Here is a 21,317-nt window from a genome sequence, read left to right as displayed (position 1 = left end):
AGCCGGGCCAGCATCAATAATCGCGTGAGTAGCGCAGGCTCACGCCGGATCCGCCGAACGAACCGGTCTGCGAGAGCAGGCTCAGCGCGCGGGTGAGCGCGATCTCGATCTGGGTAGCGGTATAGCCGCGGGCGTCTGTGATGATCTCGATATAGATGTCGTCGGTGATGTACTTGCCCGCCGCGAGCGAAGTGCCCCGCCCGCTGGCATCGTCGGCGCCGAGGATGCGCAGGCGGTCGATACCCGTCGCCGATTTAAGCTGGCCGAGGGGATTGAGGCCGCCGCCGGTCCCGCGCAGCGAATTGAGCGCCGCGGCCAGCTGGATCGCCTCAGTCGCGGACAAATTGGTCACGTTGGTCCCGAAGAACAGCCGCGCCAGCACTTCTTCCTGCGGAAGCGTCGGCGTCGAGGTGAACGCGATCTGCGGCCGCTGCGCGGTGCCCGACACCGACAGGATCGCCGTGATCCCCTCCGCTGTAGTGGTTGCCGCGATGTCGATCGTCGGGTTCGACAGCTGCCCGCCCTGGAAGCGGATCGTGCCGCGGGTCACTTCGAAGCGGCGGCTGGCGAAGCTGTAGGTGCCGCGCTCGATTTCCATCGTGCCGCGCACTTCGGGCGCCGCACTGGTACCGCCCACGACGATCCGCGCGCTCCATTCGGATTCGAGCCCCATGCCCGAGACGAAGATCCGGTTGTCGGCGACGATCCGCAGATCGAGGTCGAAGATCGACGCATTGCGTGCGGGCGCTTTGGCCGCAGTATCCCCATTCGCCACCAGCTGGCTCTTGCGGCGGATGCCGGTGAGCTCGGGGATCTCGGCCGCGCCCTGGCGGATGATCTCGTAGCGCGCCTCGGGGATCGTGAGCCGGCCCTCGATCTTCGAAACCTGCGGGTTCTTGGTGACCGTGATCTTGCCGGTCGCGGTGGCGCCGAGCGCATCGCTGCGCGCGAGCCGCGCATTGTTGAAGTCGGCGGTCAGGCTCATTGGATAGCCGTTGGCGGCCGAGAAGCCGATCCGGCCCTGCGCCTTGATCGTGCCGTCGCCCGCCTTGCCGCTCGCGTCGTTGAGGATCAGCTCGTCGTCCGAGAAGCGCCCGTCGATCTTCAGGTTGGTGATCTGGGTGCCATAGGTCTCGTTGCCATAGGTCAGGCCTTCGCCGCGCACGACGCCGGTGAGATCAGGCGCCTCGACACGGCCCGAGAAGTCGGCGGCGATTCCGATCGGTCCGGTCAGATGCTGGTCGGACAGGCCGGCCAGCGAGAAAGGCACCGCAGCGGGACCGTTATAGCGAATGCCGCCGGAAAGCGGCGCGCCGGACAGCCGCTCGGTCCACGAGCCAGCCCCCGGCCCCAGCGGCCGCAACGTGGCGACGACACGCCCGATCGTCGTCGTGCCGCGCTTGATCAGCGCGCGCATGTCGCCGCCGTCGGGCAGCAGCTTGCCGACGAAGCTGACATCTACGGGGGTCGATACGGTGGCGAGGCTCGACCGCGTGAAATTGTCGATCTCGAGCCGCGCATCGGCGCTCGGGAAGGCATTGGGATCGGGTTGCGCGAAATCCAGGCTGCCGCTCGCCGTGCCGCCCACGCCGATCCCCGGCATGAAGCCGTTGACCACCGCGAGGTCGAGCTTGTCGAGCCGCGCCTGCAGCGCGATGCCGTTGCCATAGCTGCCCGCGATCCGCGCGGTGCCCTGGTCGAAGTCGATCTGGGTCGGCAGCAGGCGATAGGCGCTGCCGGCGATGTCGATCCGCGCCGGATTGACCGTGTGGAACTTGATCCCGCTCCCCTGGCCCTGCAGCGCGACCAGCCATTGCTGCGGTGACAGGCGCGCATTGGCGGCGATCTGGAAGGGCACGCCCGACGATCCCGTCGCCACCACCTGCGCAGTGCCGTTACCGCCCTGGTAATCGACCTTCGCCCGCGCGGTCTTGAGCACGAACTGACCGCTGCGGAAATTGGCGATCTGCGCATCGGCGACGATCTGCGGCGTCTCGGTCAGCACGACGCTGGCGGTGACGAGCCCGCGGCCGATCGTCAGCCCGGCCTGGCCCGGTATCGCGGCGTTGAGCGCCCGCGCCTGGACGTCGGCGCGCTGATACTTGCCCTGCGCGGCTAGATCGGCGCTGCCGTTCACCCCCGAGCCCGCGAAGGTCAACCGCCCGGCGAACGGTCCCGCGGCAGTCTGCTGGAGGCTGCCGGCGATATCCATGCCGGCAAAGCGCGCGCTTTCGATGTCGACGCCGAGCGTGCGGCCGTTGCGGACCAGCACGTTCGCGCTGAACGGCCCGTAATTGGTCCCGCCGGTCGCCACGATCGCATAGGCATTGCCGCGTCCGCGAACCCGCGCTTCAAGATCGACCAGCCCGACGCCAAGCCCCGGCCGCGCGGCGCGCAGCAGCACTTGTGGCGCGGTGAGCGACCCGGTCACCCGTGCGCTGAGCGGGCCGTATACGGTCGACACCGCATCGGCGTTGATCAGGATCGGCCCGGCGGGATCATAGCGCCCCGAGCCGCGCAGGATGCGGAATTGCGGCGCGCGCATCCGGATGTCGCTGACCGCGATGATGCCCTTGGGATCCAGATTGACCCGCGCCGACGCGACTGCATTGCCGCCCAGGAAATCGCGCACGCTCGCATTGGTAAGGCGGTGCGTCTCGGCCGCGACTTGCCCGCGAATACCCCAGCCGCCGCCGGGCGCTGCATAGAGCTGCGCATCGGTCTTGAGATTGACCACGCCGACGCCGTTGATCGCATAGTCGTTTATCCGGCCCTTGATCGCGCCGGTATAGCGGCCGGTGCTCATGTCGGCGGCGATGATCGCCGTTGCATCGACACGGTCCGAGCGCAGGCGCAAATTATCGGAGAGGATCTGCGCGCCCGAGATGGCAAGGTCGCCGGCGACCGACAAATTGGTCACCAGCCCGCCGGCCGCAGCATTGAGCCCGCTGACCCGCGCCGCGCGCGCGCGCACCGGAATGAGGATACGGTCGGCATCGACGCGAGCCCGGCCCTCGGCATAGAGCTTCTCGACGACCATCTCGCCAAAGCCCAGCGCCGCGGCCTGGATCTTGTAGTCGACCACCGGCGCATTGAACGGCCCGTCGAGCGCCAGCGCGGCGCGTACCGAGCGGCCGTTGAGATTGGGCGCGATCGCCCCGGGGGTGAGCAGCATCGCATCGATGTTGAGATTGCTGAAACGGTTGCGGCCTAGATCGACAAGGCCCTTGGCTTCGAGCGACATCGCACTTGAGCGCAGCTTGAGCACGCCGTTCGCAGTACGGTCCTTCCACACCGCGTCCGCCTCGACATCGAGTTGCGGCGAGGCCAGCCGTTCGACGGGCCCTTCCATATATACGCCGGGCCACGTCGGGCCGCGAACCTGGAAGCGGCCGTTCTGCGCACTCACGGCGAGATCGGCGAGCTTGCGTCCGCCCAGCGTGCCCGCCGCCTGTCCGCGCCAGTTCTGCCAGTTGCCGCGCCCGCCGACCGTCACTGCGATCGGCCGGTCGAGGCCAGCGAGCCCGGTGACGAAGCCGCCGACCGGGCCGTTCAGCCGCATGTCGATATCGAGCTTGTTCTGCTCGGGCACCGCGTCGAGCTTGAGCACCAGCGCATCGCCGCCGGCCACACCCGGCGCGGCGACGGTCCCGCCGTCCAGCGCGAGTTCGGCCCGCCCGCCGGCGATACGTGCGCTGCCCTTGAGGCGCCCGATATGCCGCTGACCGGCCACCGCCGGCGCCAGGTCGATGCGCGCCACATCAAGCCGGGCGATGTCGATGTCGAGATCGGGCAGCAGCGGCCCGCTCGGATCGGTCGATGGCTTGAGCGCGGGCAGTCGCAGCAGCTTCACTTCGGGACTGGTCAGGCTGCGGACGTCGACATGGTTGCGGACATAGGCGAGCGGCCGCCAGTCGAGCGCGATCTCCTTCGACGTGGCGAACACGCCCTGGGTATCGCGCACCTCGACATCGCGCAGCACCAGCGCGCCGAACAGCGATCCCTCGATCCGGCCGATGCGGAAATTGAGCCCGGACGCCAGCGTGAGCTTGCTCAGCTGCTGGGCAACGAAGTTGCGGCCCGGCTGGGTATTGATCCCGATGACGAGCGCGCCGAGCAGCAGCGCGATCACACCGACGCCGACTGCGCCCCATTTGACGATGCGCTGCCAGAGCGGTGCCCGTTCGACGACATGCGTCACCGGCGCTTCGGCATCGTTGGTGATTTCGGTCTCGGGAAGGTCGGACGCCATCAGAATGCCTGTCCGATCGAAATGTAGAGGGCGATCTTGGATTCGCCAGGCTTGCGCCCGATCGGCGTCGCCACGTCGACGCGCAGCGGCCCGAAATTGGTGTAGAGCCGCCCGCCGATCCCCGCGCCGAAGCGCATGTTCTGGCCGGTCGGGTAGAGCCCCTCATAGACCTGTCCGGCATCGACGAACGGCACGATCCCGAAATTGCCGAAGCGATAGCGGGCCTCGAGCGCGAATTCGTTGAGGCTGCGCCCGCCCACAGGCTTGCCGTCGGGCGAGCGCGGGCCCAGCTCCTGATAGCCGAAGCCGCGCACCGATCCGCCGCCGCCGGCATAATAACGCCGCGAGGGCGGCAGATCGTTGCGAGCGATGCCGGGGATCGAGCCGACCCGCGCCCGGCCTGCAATCACGATGCTGGAAGACACCGGGTAATAGGCCGTGCCTTCGACCATCAGCCGCGCATAGGGCCGGATCGAGCCGCGCACCGATGTCTCAGGACTGACATTGGCCTTCAGGCGGAAGCCGCGCGTCGGATTGAGCAGATTGTCCGAAACGTCATAGCCGACAAAGCCGGGCAGCGCCGCGATCAGCCAGGTACCGCGATCGCGCGCGCCCTTGTTGTAATTATACTGGTCCTCGTTCGATCCGACGAGTTCCGCGCCGTAGAAATAGGTCCAGCGCTTCTGCCAGATCGGCGTCGAATCGCGTGACCATCGTACCGCCAGCGTGCCGGTGTAGGATTCATACGCGGCATAATCCGAATGATTGATCCCCGCCTGCATCTGGAACGTGCGGTCGCGCTGGCCCGCGTTCGATCGGCGGAACGTGCCGGAGATGCCTTGTTCCTGCGTGCCGAGCACCGCGCTGCCGATCAGCGCGCCTTCATGCGGGAAGAAATTGCGGTGCGTCCAGCTGCCCTCCGCGCGGAAGCCCTGCCCGGTGCTGTAGCCGATCTCGCCGGCCAGCGTGCGCGGCCGCCCGGCATTCTGGCGGACGAGCAGGTTCACCACTTCGGTGCCGTCGGGCCCCGGCTGACCGGTCTTCACCGGCTCGACCGCGACGGTCGAGAACAGGCTCGTCGCAACTAGCGCCTCGCGCAGATCGTCGACCTGGCGGGAATCGTAGATCGCCCCCTGTTTGTAGCGCCGCAGGATGTTGATGTGCTCGACATCGAACACCGGGCGCTCGCCCTGGCTGACGATCTCGCCGAATACCGCGCGCGGCCCGAGCTCGACCGGCAGGGTGTAATCGCCGAGCTGGGTTTCCTCGTCGAGCAGGATGTCGCGCTCGCCCAGCTTGACGAAGGGATAGCCCTGCTGCGGCAGCCTCAGGCTGACATTGGCTTCGGCGCCCTGGACGCGCTCGGCCTGGATCGGATCGCCCGGATTGAGGTTGAGCTCGCGGTCGACCAGCCCCGCCGGAACCGTGGGTCCGGCAACGACATTGACCTGGCCCAACCGATAGAGCTTGCCCGGCGTCGCCGTGATCGTCGCGCGGACATTGCCCGAATTCCTGGGGTTCTGGTCGATCATCGAGATCGCGGTGCCGTCATAATAGCCAAGCGACTGCATCAGCCGCACCGCAAGCCGCTCGTCCTCGCGCGCCCGCGCCGAAACCATCGTCGCGTTCGCCGCCTTGCCGTCGCCATCCTCCAGCGCGGAGAGATCGCGGAACCGGTCCTCGAGCCCGACGGCGTCGAGCCCCTCGACCACTGTCGTGTAGCGGATCGTCGCCACCTTCTCGTCGTCGACACCTTCGATCTTGACCGGCTCGACCTTGAATTCGGCGAGCGGCGTCAGCGGCCGCGCGAATTCGGGCGCCTCGGCCGCCGGCGGCGGGAAGCTCTCGATCTGGCTGGTTACGGCGCCCGGCGTCGCCGGCTGGGTAACCTGCGGCTTGTCGAAACCCTTCATGGGCTCCAGCGGCGCATTCATATCGTCGCTTAGCTTGGGCAACGCCGCTTCGAATTCGGCATCGGGAACGATCGCCTCGTCCTGCGCGGCGCTGTCCTGTGGCGTCGTCTGGACCGGTTCGGGATTGGGCAAGGACATTGGCGCGCCCTGCCCCGGCCCTGGATCGGAAACCTGCGCACACGCAATCCCCGGCAGGAACGCAGTCCCCGCCAGTGCGGCAATCCACACCGCTTTCACCCCTTTACGCACGCGCCTCCTCGGGAGCCGCAACCCGGGCCCACTCGCTAGCGTAACGACCGACTTCGGCTTTGGGTCCCGGCCCCTGCGATTCATCAGCAAATTCAGCGCGTAGCCACCAATTCACTTCTTGCAGGGCCCGGGATATTTTTCGCTCAACGCGTTGAGCAGGCCGCTGACCGCCGAATATTTGCGCGACTGCGGCTGGGCCCGCCAGCGATCGACCGCCACCTTGCGGATCGTCTCCGCGGTCGTGCCCCGGGGAATGCAGAAATCGACTTCGATCTGATCGGTGTCCTGATAATAGCTCGCCATGTCATGCGCGCCCATCAGGAACCAGTCGCACCGCGCCACGCTCTCGGCATCGGTCGAGACGCAATCGGCATAGACTTGCTCGCCAGTCTTGAAGACGCCGCGTGCCGGCGTGCCGTCCTGCGCCATCGCAGCCACCGGCAGCATGAGCGCGCCGCAAACCAGCGCGGCGCGTAGTTTCCCCGAAAGCATCGCGTCCCCCATCCTGTGCGAAACCGACCGTAACCGGCGCAATTGCAAATGCAATCACTCCGCCTTGGCGCGCGCGCGGAAGCTGTGGAGGAGCGGCTCGGTATAGCCATTGGGCTGGGCGACTCCGTCGAACACCAGAGCGCGGGCGGCCTGGAACGCAAGACTGTCCCCCTCGCGACCGGCCATCGGCCGGTACAGCGGATCGCCCGCATTCTGCGCATCGACCTTCGCCGCCATCCGCCGCAACGCCGCCTCGACATCGGCTTCGCTCGCCACGCCGTGGAGCAGCCAATTGGCGATGTGCTGCGAAGAGATGCGCAACGTCGCGCGGTCCTCCATCAGCCCGATATCGTGGATGTCGGGCACTTTCGAGCAGCCGACGCCCTGATCGATCCAGCGCACGACATAGCCGAGGATGCCCTGGGCATTATTGTCTAGCTCGCGTGCGACTTCGTCGGGCGACCACTTGCGCCCCTGCGCCACAGGTATCGTCAGCAGCGGCGCGAGCCCTGGCACCGGCTCGGACGCGATCGTGCGCTGTCGGGCGAACACGTCGGTCTGGTGATAGTGCAATGCGTGCAGCGTCGCCGCGGTCGGCGACGGCACCCAGGCGGTGTTCGCGCCCGATTCCGGATGCGCACCCTTTTGCGCGAGCATGTCCGCCATCCGGTCGGGCGCGGCCCACATCCCCTTGCCGATCTGGGCCTTGCCCGAGAGCCCGCAGGCAAGCCCGATGCGGACATTGCGGTCCTCATAAGCCTTGATCCAGGCCGAGCCCTTGATCTCGCTTTTCGGCATGATCGGCCCGGCGCGCATGCTGGTGTGGATCTCGTCGCCCGTGCGATCGAGGAAGCCGGTGTTGATGAAGGCGATACGGTCTTTCACGGCGTGGATGCACGCCGCGAGATTGGCCGAGGTCCGTCGCTCCTCGTCCATCACCCCGACCTTGATCGTGTGCCGCGCCAGCCCGAGCAAATCCTCCACCGCATCGAACAGCCGGTCGGTGAAGCCGCACTCCTCGGGCCCGTGCATCTTGGGCTTGACGATATAGACCGATCCCGCCCGGCTATTGCGGAACCGGCCAAGCCCGCGCAGGTCGTAGAGCGCGATCAGGCTGGTCACGATCGCATCCAGAATGCCCTCGGGCGCCTCCCGCCCGTCGGCGAGCAGCACCGCGGGGGTGGTCATCAGATGCCCGACATTGCGCACGAACAACAGCGAGCGTCCGGACAGATCGCCGCGATCCGGGTTCATCTGGCGCGTGACGCTCCGCCCGCCCTTGTCGAACCGCTCTTCCAGATCGCCCTGCATCAGCCCCAGCCAATTGGCGTAGGCGGCGACCTTGTCCTCGGCATCGACCGCCGCGACCGAATCCTCGAGATCGACGATCGTGGTCAGCGCCGATTCGAGCAGCACGTCGGCGATACCCGCCGGATCATCGTGACCGATCGGATGGCCGCGGTCGACCACCACCTTGATGTGCAGGCCGTTGTTGCAAAACAAGAAGCCGTCGCCGGATCGGCCGACCAACTTTTCCGGTTCGCACAGATAGAGTTCGACCTCTTCCGGCGACACTACGTCGGCCCAGTCGATTACCAGCGGCACCGCTTCGTCGAGGAACGCCCTGGCGCGGGCGATAACCTGATCACCCCGCTCCGCATCATATCCGCCTGGCCTCGCCACGCCCGGCAGCGCGTCGGTGCCATACAGCGCATCGTAGAGGCTGCCCCAGCGCGCATTGGCGGCATTGAGCACGAAGCGGGCGTTGAGCGCAGGAACCACCAGCTGCGGTCCGGCCATGCGCGCAATCTCATCGTCGACATTGGCCGTGCCGATCGTGAACGGCCCGGGTTCGGGAACCAGATAGCCGATATCGCGCAGGAATGCCTCCTGCGCCGCGGGATCGGCGGCGCGGGCCGGATTTTCGCCCGACCAGCGGTCGATCTCGGCCTGGAGGTCGTCGCGCTTCGCCAGCAGCGCGCGGTTTTCGGGCGTGAAGCGCGCGAAGAGCTCCGCCGCGCCCGCCCAGAACGCATCCGCCTCGATCGACAGCCCCGGCAGCACGCGCATCTCGACGAAGCGCACGAGCACTTCGGCGACCTTCAGCCCGGCGCGATCGACAGTAGCGGACATGAAAACTCCTCCTGGCGGTATCGTTTACGTGCCTGGGGAGGGCATAAGCGGAGTATCCGGCGTCGCGCCGCTAATCAACCCCGCCGTCCAACACGCGCGCCGCAGCCTCGATCCGCTCCAGCATCGCGCGCAGTTGTTCGCGTTCCGATTCGCTCAGCGTCTCGAAGATCCGCCGCTCGAATTCCAGCGCCTTGGGCGCGACCTGTTCGTAGAGCGCCCAGCCCTGCTCCGACAGAGTCAGAAGATGCGAACGCTGGTCCTCGGGGTTGGCGCCGCGCTGGATCAGACCGCGATCGGCTAGCGCGATCGCGGCGCGGCTGACGGTGACCTTGTCCATCCGCGTCCGCCCGCACAGCGCCTGCTGGCTCATCGCTCCGCCCTCGGCGAGCACTGCGACGAGCCGCCACTCCGGAATCCGCAGCCCGAACAATGTGCGATACGCGCTCGCGACTGCGTCCGACACGATATTGGAGGCGATCGAGAGTCGATAGGGCAGGAATTCGTCGAGCTTTAGCGTCTTGGCCATGCCGGTCACCGTGCGGTCAACTTCCGCTCGCTGCAAGTGACAACGTTGTACGATTGCATATTCTGCAATGGTATCGGCATCACTTCGCACTTGCAACATAACCCGCTGCGGCGCAGAACGATCGGGCCTTTCAGGCATCCTCTCCTAAAACTTTCAAACGGCCGTCCCTCGGGGCGGCCTTTTTTTTCAATTGTCGTCGGGCCGCGTCAGCGAACTCCACAGCCTGCGCAGACCGCGGCCGAATATATACTCAATCAAGCCATAGGCGATGAGGAGTAGGAACAGAACGAGCATCGCCTCCCAAGGGAATGCGCCCTCGGCCTCGCCCAATCGGGAAAGGATGGCCTGGGTCATTTCATCTGCCGTTTGATCGTCGCCCAGGTCGCCTTGCCATAAGGCGGCTTCATCCCCGCCAGCTTCGCCACGTCGAGCCGCGCCTGCTTGTAGATGCTGCGCGCATGGCTGAAGGTGCGAAAGCCTGCCTCGCCATGATAGGCGCCCGTTCCCGAAGGCCCGATCCCGCCGAAGGGCAGTTCCTCCTGGCTGACATGGAAGATCACGTCGTCCAGCGTCACCCCGCCCGAGATCGTCCGGCCGAGCACCCGGCGCCGCTCCTCGCCGTCGCTGCCGAAATAATAGAGCGCCAGCGGCCGGTCGCGGCGATTCACTTCGGCGACGGCGTCATCGATATGCCCGTAGCTCCGCACCGGCAGCACCGGCCCGAAAATCTCCTCCTGCATCACCGTCATCTCGTCGGTCGCGCCGCGGATGATGTGGAGCGGCAGCTTGCGCGAATTGGAGGCCGCGAAGTCCTCGCCCGCCGGGTTGACTGCGATCACTTCGGCGCCCTTGGCGCGCGCATCCTCGATCCAGTCGGTCAGCCGGGCGTGATGCCGGTCGTTGATCACCGCAGTATAGTCCGGGTTGGCGAGCAGGCTGGGATACATCGCCGCCGCGGCCCTTGTCAGCCCGGCGACGACTTCCGCCTCCTTCTCCTCGGGCACCAGCATATAGTCGGGCGCCAGGCATATCTGCCCGGCATTGAGCATCTTGCCCATCGCCACCCGCTCGGTGGCCTTGGCGATATCGGCCGATCGCCCGACCACCACCGGCGATTTGCCGCCGAGCTCGAGCGTCACCGGCGTGAGGTTGTCCGCCGCGGCATGGAGGATATGCCTGGCGATTCCCGTTGCGCCGGTGAACAGCAGATGGTCGAACGGCAATTCGGCGAACGCCTTGCCCACCTCCGGCCCGCCGCTGACGAACGCGACTTCCTCGATCGCGAAATAGCGCGGCGCCAGTTCCTCGAACAACGCCGCGACCACCGGCGTGAACTCGCTTGTCTTGACCATCGCTCGGTTGCCCGCCGCGAGCACGCCGGCCAGCGGACTCATCACCAGGTTCACCGGGAAATTCCACGGCGCGATGATCCCCACCACGCCCTTGGGCTGGTATTCCACCCAGGCGCGCGCACCGAGCAGCCCCAACGGGAACATCGTCGCCTTGCGTTCGGAGCGCGACCAGCGCCCGGCATGCTTGAGGGCGTGGCGGAGCGGCCCCACCGACGCGGCGATATCGGCGATCATCGATTGCTCGCGGCTGCGATGGCCGAAATCCTCGGAGAGCGCGTCGCAGAACCGGCCCGCATTGTCGGCCACCATCGCGATCGCGCGCTTCAGACGGTCGCGGCGCGCGTCGAGCGATACCGGCAGCTCGGTCATGAACGCGGCGCGCTGGCGCTCCAATAGATCCTTCATCGCCCCTCCTGTCCTGCGCAGCTTTATTGCGGCGGCACTTCCAAGTATATCGTGGTCGGCTCGAGCGCGGGCGCCGCCGTGATCGCAGCCCCAATCCACACCGTGAAGGCCGCGGCGGCAAGCATCACGCCGAACGGCAGCCGATCGGTCGCAGCGATCTTCCGCCCGCCCATCCACAGCCCAAATGCGGCCGCCAGCCCGATCAGCGCCGCGGCGAGCAGCACCATCGGCAGCGCCTGCCAGCCCAGCCAGCAGCCGATCGCGCCGAACAGCTTGGGATCGCCCCCGCCCAGCCCCTGCCGCCCACGGATCACGCGATAGCCCGCTGCCACTGCCGCCAGCGCCGCAAAGCCGCCGATCCCGCCAATCAGCCGCGCGTCGATCGCCGGCGCAAGGTCAAGCAATCCGCCCACCAGCCCCGTCGCAGCCAGCGCACCGGTCAGCCAATTGGGAAGCCAGAACGCGGCGAGGTCGAGCGCCGCCAGCGCAAGCAGCAGCCAGCCGAACACCGCCCCGGCCACGCCGGGCAGTCCCGGCGCAACCACACCGGCCGTGACCCCGATCGCCATGCCGGCCAGTTCGGTCGCGACATGCCCCGGATGCATCGGCGCACCACAGCCGCGGCACCGGCCGCGCTGGAGCACATAGCTCAGCACCGGCACCAGTTCACGCGCTACCAGCCCTTTGCCGCAGCCGTCGCATTGCGAGCGCCCCCGCAGCGCCGAGCGCCCCTCGGGCAGGCGAAGCGCTAGCGTGGCGATGAAGCTGCCGAAGACCAGGCCGAGTATCCCGAGCAGTATCGGCCACAGCCAGGCGTCAATCGGCATCATGCGGCGGCCGCTTGCGGATCAGATAGCGATAGACCCCGAAGATGTTGATGGCGAACAGCACCAGGTTCTGCGTCCACAGCGGCGGATCTTCGGACAGGAAGGCGCCGGTGATCCAGCAGATGCTCGACGCGACGAACAGCGCGAAGCCCCAGCCGGTCACTCGCCGCCCGAAATCGAGCGAGACCATGAAGGCGGCAATGATGCCGCTGATCGAAGCCGCCCATTTGAGGATGTCGATGAGCGTCATGCAGAAGCTTCCTTGAAGCGCGGCAGAGGCTTTTGCAAACCGCCCCGCGGGGGACTAGATCGCCCCAACAAACGAGAGGAACCGTAATGTCCGCCGACGAGATCGTCATCGCTTCCTATGCCCGCACGCCGATGGGCAGCTTCCAGGGGTGTCTGGCCGATGCCAGTGCCACCGATCTCGGCGCCACCGCAGTCGGCGCGGCAGTCGAACGCGCCGGGCTGAAGGGCGACGCGATCGAGCGGATCTACATGGGCTGCGTGCTTCCCGCGGGGCTTGGCCAGGCGCCCGCGCGCCAGGCCGCGCTCAACGCCGGGCTGCCGAACCACATCGAGGCGACGACGATCAACAAGATGTGCGGATCGGGCATGCAGGCGGCGATCATGGCCGCCGAAGCACTCGCCGCGGGCTCCGCCGACTTCATCGTCGCGGGCGGGATGGAGAGCATGACCAACGCGCCCTACCTCTCGCTGCGCCACCGCGCCGGCGCGCGGATCGGCCATGACGTGCTCAAGGACCATATGTATCTCGACGGGCTCGAGGACGCCTATGAGCCCGGCCGCCTGATGGGCAGCTTCGCCGAGGAAACCGCGCAGGAATATCAGTTCGCCCGCCAGGCGCAGGATGATTTCGCGATCCAGTCGCTCCAGCGCGCGCAAAAGGCGCAGCAATCGGGGGCGTTCGACCGCGAAATCGTCCCCGTCGAAGTCAAGGGCCGCAAGGGCGTCACCACGGTCACCCTCGACGAACAGCCCGCTCGCGGCGACATCGCGAAAATCCCGACGCTCAAGCCTGCCTTCTCGAAGGACGGCACGATCACCGCCGCCAATGCCTCGTCGATCTCGGACGGTGCGGCGGCGCTGGTGATGACGCGCGCGAGCGTCGCCGATCGGCTCGGGCTCACCCCCGTCGCGCGTGTCGTAGCGCATGCCGCGCACGCCCATGCGCCGTCGCGGTTCACCACCGCTCCGGTCTTTGCGATGCGCCGCGCGCTGGAAAAGGCCGGCTGGCAGATCGGCGACGTCGATCTGTTCGAAGTCAACGAGGCGTTCGCCTGCGTCGCGATGATCGCGATGCACGATCTCGGCATCAGCCACGACGTGCTCAACGTCCATGGCGGCGCCTGCGCGCTCGGCCATCCGGTTGGCGCCAGCGGCGCGCGCGTGCTGGCGACGTTGCTCTCGGCGCTCGAAACCCACGGCCAGAAGCGCGGCCTTGCCTCGCTCTGCATCGGCGGCGGCGAAGCCACCGCGATGGCAGTCGAACTGCTCGATTGAGTCAAGGCTGCATCGACATTCAGATCTCAAACCCCTCCCTCGCTCCGCAGGAGCGGGGGAGGAGGCAGACGTAGCCTGACGGAGGGGATTTGGCCGCAAATTGCACGCCCGTGGATACGCCTCTCCACCACCCGCTGCGGGCGATTTCCAGCGCCGGGTCGATCGGACGGCTGGGCGAGATTTCGCCTGCTGAGATCGACGGTCGGGCACTTAGCCCTTAGCTCTTTGACAGCGTCGATCCCGGCCAGAACGCAAAATCGCGTTGGTTCATCTTTTTTGAAATTTTCCGCCTGGTCACGCCGCCGCTGAAACATCCGCGATAGTGTGACCCCGGTGTGACCTTCGGCTTCGTGATGCGCCCGCCACTGCGATTGCCCTCGCCTCGCCAGCCTCCAATCGAAATGGACCTGAGGGCCCTTCTCCTTGGGGAGAAGAAGGGAGCCGACAAAGTCGGCGGAAGTGTGAGGGTGAAAGCCGGTCACCCTTTCCCATCGCTTCGCGGCGGGCTCCTTCCCGTCCCCAAAAGGAGCAGGAGCTATCAGTTCACCAGTTCGCCCGGCTCGACGCCCCAGATGCGCGATTGCTCGACATAGCCTGCGCGGCCGCCCACATCGAAGCGGCACCAGCCCTCGGCACATTTGCTGATGACACCGACAACCCCGGGCTCGGCGCGCCAGTTCAGATGGGCGTCGGGCTGCGGCGCGGAACGCAGGTCGGCGATGCTGCCGACCACGATTGCGGTGCGCCGCTCGTCGAGGAAGTTGCGCAGCATCCAGCCCTGGGTGCCGCCCGAATCCTCGACCTTGCGCCATTCGCCATAGACGTCGAGCACCTTGAGCGGCAGGTTGCGGCGCTTGTAGAGCCAGCTCGCGGGATAGTTACGCCCGGGGCCGGTGCGCAGATGCGCCTTGTCGACGTCGATCGACACCCAATAAGGCGGCTTGCGCTGCGCCGCGACGGGCACGGCAATCCCGAGCACCACCGCCGCCACTATCAGCCACCCAACGCGCATTCGATCCCCCTGTGTCTGACAGTGTGATACTGCGGGCCGGCCGTGCGCTTCAACCCGTTGACTGCGGCCCCGGCACCGGCCAAGCCGCCCTGAATGGCACAGACCGCGCGCCCCGCCCGCCCCCGCGTGACCGTCACCCGGACGCTTCCCGAGGCCGTGGAGGCGCGGATGGCGGAGTTGTTCGACGCCGTGCTCAACGCCGACGATCGCCCGCTTGACCGCCCGGCACTCGCCGCGGCGATGGCGGACGCCGACGTCTTCGTCCCCACGGTCACCGACCGGATCGACGCCGAGCTGATCGCCGCCGCGCCCGATCGCCTGCGCCTGATCGCCAATTACGGCGCGGGCTTCGGCCATATCGATCTCAGGGCGGCGCGCGAGCGCGGCATCACCGTCACCAACACGCCCGGCGTGCTGACCGAGGATACCGCCGACATGGCGATGGCGCTGATCCTCGCCGCGCCGCGCCGGCTGATCGAAGGCGACAAGCTCGTCCGCTCGGGCGAATGGAGCGGCTGGCGCCCCACCGGCATGCGCGGCCACCGCATCGGCGGCAAGAAGCTCGGCATCCTCGGCATGGGCCGGATCGGCCAGGCGGTCGCCCAGCGCGCCCGCGCCTTCGGCCTCCAGATCCACTATCACAACCGCCACCGCATCCCCGAAGTCGCCGAAGCCCAGCTTGGCGCGACCTGGCATGCCGATCTCGATGCGATGCTGCAGGCGGTCGACATCCTCACCATCCATACGCCGCACAGCGCGTCCACCGGCGGGCTGGTCGACGCGCGCCGGCTCGACCTGCTCGGGCCCCAAGGCTGGCTGATCAACACCGCACGTGGCGAGATCGTCGATCCCGAGGCGCTGGTGACGGCGCTGAGCGAAGGCAGGATCGCCGGCGCCGGGCTCGACGTCTATGTGAACGAGCCTGCCGTCGACCCGCGGCTGATCGCGCTCGACAATGTCGTCCTCCTCCCGCACCTCGGCTCGGCGACCTTCGAAGGCCGCGCAGCGATGGGACAGAAGGTCATCACCAACATCCGCTCCTGGGTCGACGGCCACCGCCCGCCGGATCAGGTACTGGAGGGGTGGCTTTAACAAATCCTCCCCCGCTGAAGCGAGGGAGGATTTATATGCCTCAATCCCCAGTCAAAATCCGGTCGACCAGCTGCTTCACCGTCGGCACGAACCCGTTCGAATAGAATGGATCGCGCTTGAAATTATACGCGCCGTGACCCGCGAACATGAGGTTTTCCTCCACCGGCCCGCCATGCGCGATGTCCTGCAACGTCTTCTGGATGCAGAAGCTGCGCGGGTCGGCCAGCCGGCCGGTCGAGTTGGTCTCGGTATCCGCCCAGGACGAGAATTGGCACTGGCTGAGGCAGCCCATGCAATCGGCCTGGTCCTTGCGGATCACGCCCTTCTCTTCCTCCCCGACGAAGACGAGCGTGTTGTCCGGGGTCTTGAGCGCCGAGGTGAAGCCCAGCCCGAACCACTCCCGCGCGCGCAGCAGATCATTGCGCGTCACCCAGAAGTTCTTGCCCTTCACGCCGACGTCGAGCTGGAAGGTGTGATCGCCCGCCTCCTCGGTCGAATAGGGTATCTGTCGCTCGCTGCGCGCTTCGAGGCTGCGCAGAAACGGATTGCGCACTGCGGACGAATAGAAGCCGGTCGGCGAGAAGCGGTGCAGTAGGATGTCGCCCTCCTCCAGCTGCATCAGCTCGTTCTTCCACCCCTCCGGGATCGGGCTTTCTTTGGTCAGTAGCGGCCGCGTGCCGAACTGGAAGGCGATCTTGCCGAGCTCGGGATTGTCGATCCAGTCGCTCCAGTCGCGCAGGAACCAGACGCCGCCTGCCATCACGATCGGCACGTCGTCCGAAATGCCGCCCTCGCGCATCACGTCGCGCAGTTCCTTGACGCGCGGATACGGGTTCTGCGGGACCAGCGGATCCTCGGCGTTGGACAGCCCGTTATGCCCGCCCGCCAGCCAGGGATCCTCATAGACCACCGCCGCCAGCCACTCGCTCGCTTTCGAATAGGCCCGCTTCCACAAGGCGCGGAATGCGCGGCCCGAGCTGACGATCGGCAGATAGCTCACACCGTACGACGCAGTGATTTCGCTCAATTTATACGGCATGCCTGCACCGCAGGTCACGCCCGCGACCATGCCGCGGGTGCGCTCGAGCACGCCGTGCAGGATCCGCTGGGCGCCGCCCATTTCCCACAGCACGTTGATATTCACCGCGCCCTTGCCGTCGGCGATCTCATACGCCTTCTTCACCTGGGTGACGGCGCCTTCGATCGCGTATTCGACCAGTTCCTCGTGGCGCTCGCGCCTAGTCAGCGCGCGATAGATTTGCGGGATGATCTTGCCCTCGGCGTCGTAGCTGTCGGCGTTGACCGCGCTCACCGTACCGATGCCGCCGGCCGCCGCCCAGGCGCCCGCACTGGCATGGTTCGTAGCCGCGACACCCTTGCCACCCTCGACCAGCGGCCAAACCTCGCGGCCGTTATAGTTGATAGGTGTCAGACCCTTGAACAAAACTACCTCCGGCAAAAATTTGAGCGACGCTATACGCAACCTGCAGCGGACGCGAGTAACATTTGTTACCCTAACACACCTGGACGGCCCATCGCCTCGCCATAGAGCCGCGCATAGGCCGCGATCATCTGTGCCTCGTCGAACAACGCACCAGCGCGCTGACGGTTCTGTTGCCCGATATAACGCATCGAATCCGGGTTGCGCGCCAGCGTGTCGATGCGGTCGCGCAAGTCGACTTCGTGGTGCCGGGGCGCGAGGAACTGGTCGTTCTCGGGCGAAACCATCACCGGGATGTCACCTACGCGGGTCGACACCACCGGCAGCCCCGCCGCCATCGCTTCCAGCACCGAGATCGGCGCCTGCTCGCTCTTCGACGACATCGCATAGATGTCGAACAGCCCCATATAGCGATACGGATCGGGCAGAAATCCGGGCAGGATGACCTGGTCCTCGATCGCCATCGCCTCGGCCGCATCCAGGATGTTCTGCCGCTCGGGCCCCTCGCCCAAGATCACCAGCTTGAAGCGCGCATTCACGCCCGCGCAGGCACGCACGAGCAGCGGCAGGTCCTTGACCGGCCGCAGCCCCGCGACGCAGCCGACGAACACCTCGCCCTCGCGCCGGTTCTTGAGCTGCGGGATCAGGTTCGCGTCGGGCTTGCCGGCATAGAGCGCCGTCGGCACGCCATTGGCGATCCGGTGGACCCGCTCCGCCGGCTGGCGCCAGTGCTTGAGCGCTACCTTCTCCAGCACATGGCTGGGGACCACCAGCGCATTCGCCGCGGGCAACGCGATCCGCCGATACATGTTGCGTACCGGGTTGAGCCGCTCGGCCTCGTCGGCGTTGAAGCCGTCCTCATGATGGACGATCGGCGGCAGCCCCTTGCCGAACACCCGCGCCGCCATCACCCCGTCGATCGCGCCCCAATTATAGGTGAGGACGAGATCGAAGCGCCGCATGAACCGCGCAATCTCCTCGTAGCGCCTGGCCGAGGGCCGGCCGGAGAGCGGCGGCGGGTTCTGGGCGATCTCGTACTTGATCCCCGTGGCGATCGCATCGCGCGCGCCCAGCTGGTCGGGCATCGCCGAGACGATCGTGTGCCGCGCACGATCCCCGAACGCATTCATCAGCCGGACGGCACGCGCTTCCTTGCCGCCATAGTTGAAGGTCGAGTGGAGGTGGAGGATGTGGACGGACATGCTGGGAGGGGTGCTTAGCGGGGAAATCGCTATCCGTCATGCCGGAGTTGCCCACGTCCGCGAGCAGCCTTAGCATCGCCGCATGAGAAGGCGCATCATCATCGGTGTCGGTTGCGCGATCTTCCTGCTTCCGATCGCTGCAGTCGCGCTTCCGCTCGTGCGGACAAGCGAACCCGCGACACAGCCGCATTACGCCAAGGGCCTCAAGCTCGAACTCGATAACTGGAGCGATCCGCCGGCGAGCGTGCGCAGCGGCTGGACCATCGGAGTGGACTATCCGGATTTGCAGCGCGTCCGCGCGTATCTTACCGCCACGACCGGTGGCGTTGACCCCAAATCCTTCAAGATCACTGCCCGTGCACTGGCGCATCCCCACGATGTGCAGGCGCCGGAGTGCTATGCTCCCACGCCCGATCCGGCCTGCATCGTCGTCATCGATCTCCAGCCGGGAGACCTCGCAAGCGGCCTCGAAGTGACGATAACCGGGCAAGGCGCGCTGAAATCGCGCTCCTTCACCCGTGTGTTCCAGTTCGAGAGGCGCACTACGTATAGCAGCCTGTGGTGGGAAGCGATGGTGGGCGTCTGATCGCCGGTCAGGCTTCGATCCGCGCCAACAGCCGCTCGATCGCCGCAACCACCTCGGGCTCGTCGAGCGTCGGGGCATGCCCAACGCCAGCGACGGTCACCAGCTCGCCCTGTGGCAGCCGCGCGACCATCTTCTCCGCCGTCTCCGCGCGCAAAATATCCGATCGCTCGCCGCGCACCACCAGCACCGGCTTGGCCTTGAGCGCATCGATCGTCGGCCACATGTCCGGCCCGGCCTCGTTGCCCGGCACGCGGAACGGCTCGGCGATCTTCATGTCATAGTCGAGCACGATCCGCCCCGAGCTGTTCACGCGGTACAACCGCTTGGCCATCCGCAGCCAATCCTCGATGCCGAAGCCAGGATAGACATCGGCGTTGCTCTCCGCGACGGCACGCGCCGCGTGCATCCAGGTCGGGTGCCACACTGCCTTGCCGACATAGGTGCGGATCCGCGCCAGCCCGCCGGGGTCGAGCTCTGGCCCAACATCGTTCAGCACTGCCCCGGCCAGCTTGGCGCCATCGGTCGCCGCGAGCAGCATCGTCACCAGCCCCCCCAGCGAGGTCCCCACCGCGACGAAGCGCGTGATCGCCAGCTCCGCCAGCAGCGCCTCGACATCCTGCAAATAGGTCAGCGGGACATAGGACATCGGGTCCTTGGCATAGGCGCTCTCGCCGCGCCCGCGGAACTCGACCAGGATGACGCGGCGGTCGCCGGCCAGCCGTTCGGCCAGCGGTGCATAATCGCGCGCATTGCGGGTCAGCCCGGGGAAACAGAGCACCGGCGGCGTGTCGTCGGCACCCGCATAGTCGCGATAATGCAGCCGCAAGCCGTCTTTCGACCACCAGTAGCCATCGCTGTAGTTGCGCCGCTCACCCATCGCTCCCCATATCGCCGCATGGACTTCACTCCGCAACAGGCGATCCTCGAACTGGGCGACGCCTTCTACGATCCCGTCCACGCGGCGAAATTCCCCAAGACCGTGCTGCGCTTCCGCAACGATCGCGCGGCGGCAAGCGTCGGTCTCGACGGACTGAGCGACGCGCGATGGACCGCGCATTTCGGCCGTTTCGAGCCGCTGGCCGGCAGCCTCCAGCAGCCGCTGGCGCTGCGCTATCACGGCCACCAATTCCGCGTGTACAACCCCGAGATCGGCGACGGCCGCGGCTTCCTGTTCGCACAGATGACCGACGACCGCGGCCGCCTGATGGACCTGGGCACCAAGGGTTCGGGCCAGACGCCATGGAGCCGCTTCGGTGACGGCCGGCTAACGCTCAAGGGCGGCATCCGTGAAATCCTCGCCACCGAGATGCTCGAAGCCCTGGGCGTCGAGACTTCGCGCACGTTCTCGCTGATCGAGACCGGCGAGGAGCTCCACCGCGGCGACGAGCCCTCACCCACGCGCTCGGCGGTGCTCGTCCGGCTCAACCACGGCCATATCCGCATCGGCACCTTCCAGCGCCTTGCCTATTCGCAGGACACGGAAAACCTGACGCGCCTCACCGCCTATGTCCTGCGCCATTATTTCGGGGAGGACGGCGGCGACGATGCCCCCCAGCGGCTGCTCGCCCATGTCGCCGCGCGCACCGCGCGGATGGCTGCGCGGTTCATGGCGGCGGGCTTCGTCCACGGCGTGCTCAACAGCGATAATATCAACGTTACCGGCGAGAGCTTCGACTATGGCCCCTGGCGCTTCGCCCCAACCTGGGCGCCCGGCTTCACCGCCGCCTATTTCGACCAGTCCGGCCTCTATTCCTTCGGCCGCCAGCCCGAGGCGATCTATTGGGATGTGATGCAGCTCGCCAGCTCGCTCCGCCTGATCTCGGAGGAGGAACCATTGGTCGCCGCGATGGAGGCGTTCCCTGAAATCTACCAGCGCGAAGTCGCCACCGCGATGCTCTGGCGGCTCGGGGTGACCCCGCGCGGGTCCCAGCATGACCGCCCGCTGATCGGCGCGATCGAGCGCGCGCTGGTCGAGACAGACACGCCGATCGACCGCTTCTTCTTCGACGGCTTCGGCGGCACGCTTCCCGAAAGCTATGGCGAGCCCTTCGCCGAGCTGCGCGCCCTGCTCGCTGCCTACGAGCCGCGCAAGGGCCGCGACCATCCCTATTGGTCCGATCCCGCCCCCTGCTCGATGCTGATCGACGAAGTTGAAGCGATCTGGGCGGCGATCGCGCATGCCGATGTCTGGTCACATCTCGAGGCTAAGGTGGTCGCAATCAGGAGAATGGGCGAAGCGCTCGCCTAGGGGTTGGCAAGCCTCGTCCATTTCGGGCAAGAGCAGGCATCATTCCGGGGACTTCAGCAGAAC

At 66.8% G+C, this 21,317-nt stretch carries 17 protein-coding genes; 4 read left to right on the top strand and 13 right to left on the bottom strand.

Annotation, left to right across the window (positions count from 1 at the left end):
• Positions 1 to 13 precede the first annotated feature (13 nt).
• The 9 genes from BXU08_RS02590 to BXU08_RS02555 form a co-directional block, all read right to left on the bottom strand.
• Complete coding sequence (locus tag BXU08_RS02590; RefSeq protein ID WP_077508522.1) at positions 14 to 4,252, bottom strand: translocation/assembly module TamB domain-containing protein; 4,239 nt, start codon at positions 4,250 to 4,252, stop codon at positions 14 to 16.
• Complete coding sequence (locus BXU08_RS02585; protein WP_253190477.1) at positions 4,252 to 6,303, bottom strand: autotransporter assembly complex family protein; 2,052 nt, start codon at positions 6,301 to 6,303, stop codon at positions 4,252 to 4,254. The genes BXU08_RS02590 and BXU08_RS02585 overlap by 1 nt, the downstream gene beginning before the upstream one ends.
• A gap of 222 nt (positions 6,304 to 6,525) precedes the next feature.
• Positions 6,526 to 6,906 carry a Rap1a/Tai family immunity protein gene (locus tag BXU08_RS02580; protein ID WP_171982393.1) on the bottom strand — a complete coding sequence of 127 codons (381 nt, stop codon included), beginning with the start codon at positions 6,904 to 6,906 and terminating at the stop codon, positions 6,526 to 6,528.
• 54 nt (positions 6,907 to 6,960) lie between these two features.
• Positions 6,961 to 9,039: a malate synthase G gene (locus BXU08_RS02575; RefSeq protein ID WP_077508516.1), complete on the bottom strand. Its 2,079-nt coding sequence runs from the start codon at positions 9,037 to 9,039 to the stop codon at positions 6,961 to 6,963.
• A 70-nt stretch (positions 9,040 to 9,109) separates the two neighbouring features.
• Entirely contained in the window at positions 9,110 to 9,565 is a 456-nt protein-coding gene (locus BXU08_RS02570; protein WP_077508514.1) for a MarR family winged helix-turn-helix transcriptional regulator, read from the bottom strand.
• 186 nt (positions 9,566 to 9,751) lie between these two features.
• On the bottom strand, positions 9,752 to 9,919 hold the full coding sequence (locus tag BXU08_RS19725) for a hypothetical protein (protein ID WP_171982392.1): 168 nt from the start codon (positions 9,917 to 9,919) through the stop codon (positions 9,752 to 9,754).
• Positions 9,916 to 11,322, bottom strand: a complete 1,407-nt coding sequence (locus BXU08_RS02565) for a coniferyl aldehyde dehydrogenase (RefSeq protein ID WP_077508512.1) — start codon at positions 11,320 to 11,322, stop codon at positions 9,916 to 9,918. Before BXU08_RS02565 ends, BXU08_RS19725 begins: the two co-directional genes overlap by 4 nt.
• A 23-nt stretch (positions 11,323 to 11,345) precedes the next feature.
• Positions 11,346 to 12,152 (bottom strand): A24 family peptidase, encoded by an 807-nt coding sequence (locus BXU08_RS02560; RefSeq protein ID WP_253190476.1) that lies wholly within the window; start codon positions 12,150 to 12,152, stop codon positions 11,346 to 11,348.
• Entirely contained in the window at positions 12,139 to 12,399 is a 261-nt protein-coding gene (locus tag BXU08_RS02555; protein ID WP_253190475.1) for a hypothetical protein, read from the bottom strand. Before BXU08_RS02555 ends, BXU08_RS02560 begins: the two co-directional genes overlap by 14 nt.
• Before the next feature lie 86 nt (positions 12,400 to 12,485).
• Here BXU08_RS02555 and BXU08_RS02550 point away from each other — a divergent pair, with 86 nt between their 5' ends.
• On the top strand, positions 12,486 to 13,673 hold the full coding sequence (locus tag BXU08_RS02550) for an acetyl-CoA C-acyltransferase (RefSeq protein WP_077508510.1): 1,188 nt from the start codon (positions 12,486 to 12,488) through the stop codon (positions 13,671 to 13,673).
• A gap of 538 nt (positions 13,674 to 14,211) precedes the next feature.
• On the opposite strand, the gene BXU08_RS02545 is transcribed toward BXU08_RS02550, so the two are convergent.
• Complete coding sequence (locus BXU08_RS02545; protein ID WP_077508508.1) at positions 14,212 to 14,685, bottom strand: SH3 domain-containing protein; 474 nt, start codon at positions 14,683 to 14,685, stop codon at positions 14,212 to 14,214.
• 93 nt (positions 14,686 to 14,778) lie between these two features.
• On the opposite strand from BXU08_RS02545, the gene BXU08_RS02540 reads away from it, so the two are divergent.
• Entirely contained in the window at positions 14,779 to 15,777 is a 999-nt protein-coding gene (locus BXU08_RS02540; protein WP_077508506.1) for a D-glycerate dehydrogenase, read from the top strand.
• Positions 15,778 to 15,817: 40 nt separating this feature from the next.
• On the opposite strand, the gene BXU08_RS02535 is transcribed toward BXU08_RS02540, so the two are convergent.
• Positions 15,818 to 17,221, bottom strand: a complete 1,404-nt coding sequence (locus BXU08_RS02535; RefSeq protein ID WP_077508504.1) for a nitronate monooxygenase family protein — start codon at positions 17,219 to 17,221, stop codon at positions 15,818 to 15,820.
• 65 nt (positions 17,222 to 17,286) lie between these two features.
• A complete protein-coding gene (locus tag BXU08_RS02530; protein ID WP_077508502.1) occupies positions 17,287 to 18,420 on the bottom strand; it encodes a glycosyltransferase in 1,134 nt (377 codons plus the stop codon).
• 82 nt (positions 18,421 to 18,502) lie between these two features.
• Between BXU08_RS02530 and BXU08_RS02525 the strand changes: the two genes are divergently transcribed.
• A complete protein-coding gene (locus BXU08_RS02525) occupies positions 18,503 to 19,006 on the top strand; it encodes a hypothetical protein (protein ID WP_077508500.1) in 504 nt (167 codons plus the stop codon).
• A gap of 7 nt (positions 19,007 to 19,013) precedes the next feature.
• On the opposite strand, the gene BXU08_RS02520 is transcribed toward BXU08_RS02525, so the two are convergent.
• A complete protein-coding gene (locus BXU08_RS02520) occupies positions 19,014 to 19,883 on the bottom strand; it encodes an alpha/beta fold hydrolase (protein ID WP_077508498.1) in 870 nt (289 codons plus the stop codon).
• A gap of 18 nt (positions 19,884 to 19,901) precedes the next feature.
• Between BXU08_RS02520 and BXU08_RS02515 the strand changes: the two genes are divergently transcribed.
• The gene (locus BXU08_RS02515) at positions 19,902 to 21,254 is read left to right on the top strand and encodes a protein adenylyltransferase SelO family protein (protein ID WP_077508496.1); all 1,353 of its coding nucleotides are present in this window, start codon (positions 19,902 to 19,904) and stop codon (positions 21,252 to 21,254) included.
• The last annotated feature ends 63 nt before the right edge of the window (positions 21,255 to 21,317 follow it).

This window comes from Sphingomonas sp. LM7 (assembly GCF_002002925.1).
Lineage (GTDB): Bacteria > Pseudomonadota > Alphaproteobacteria > Sphingomonadales > Sphingomonadaceae > Sphingomonas.
The sequence above is the reverse complement of the archived record's forward strand: the minus strand, read 5'-3'. Positions and strand labels throughout refer to the sequence as shown.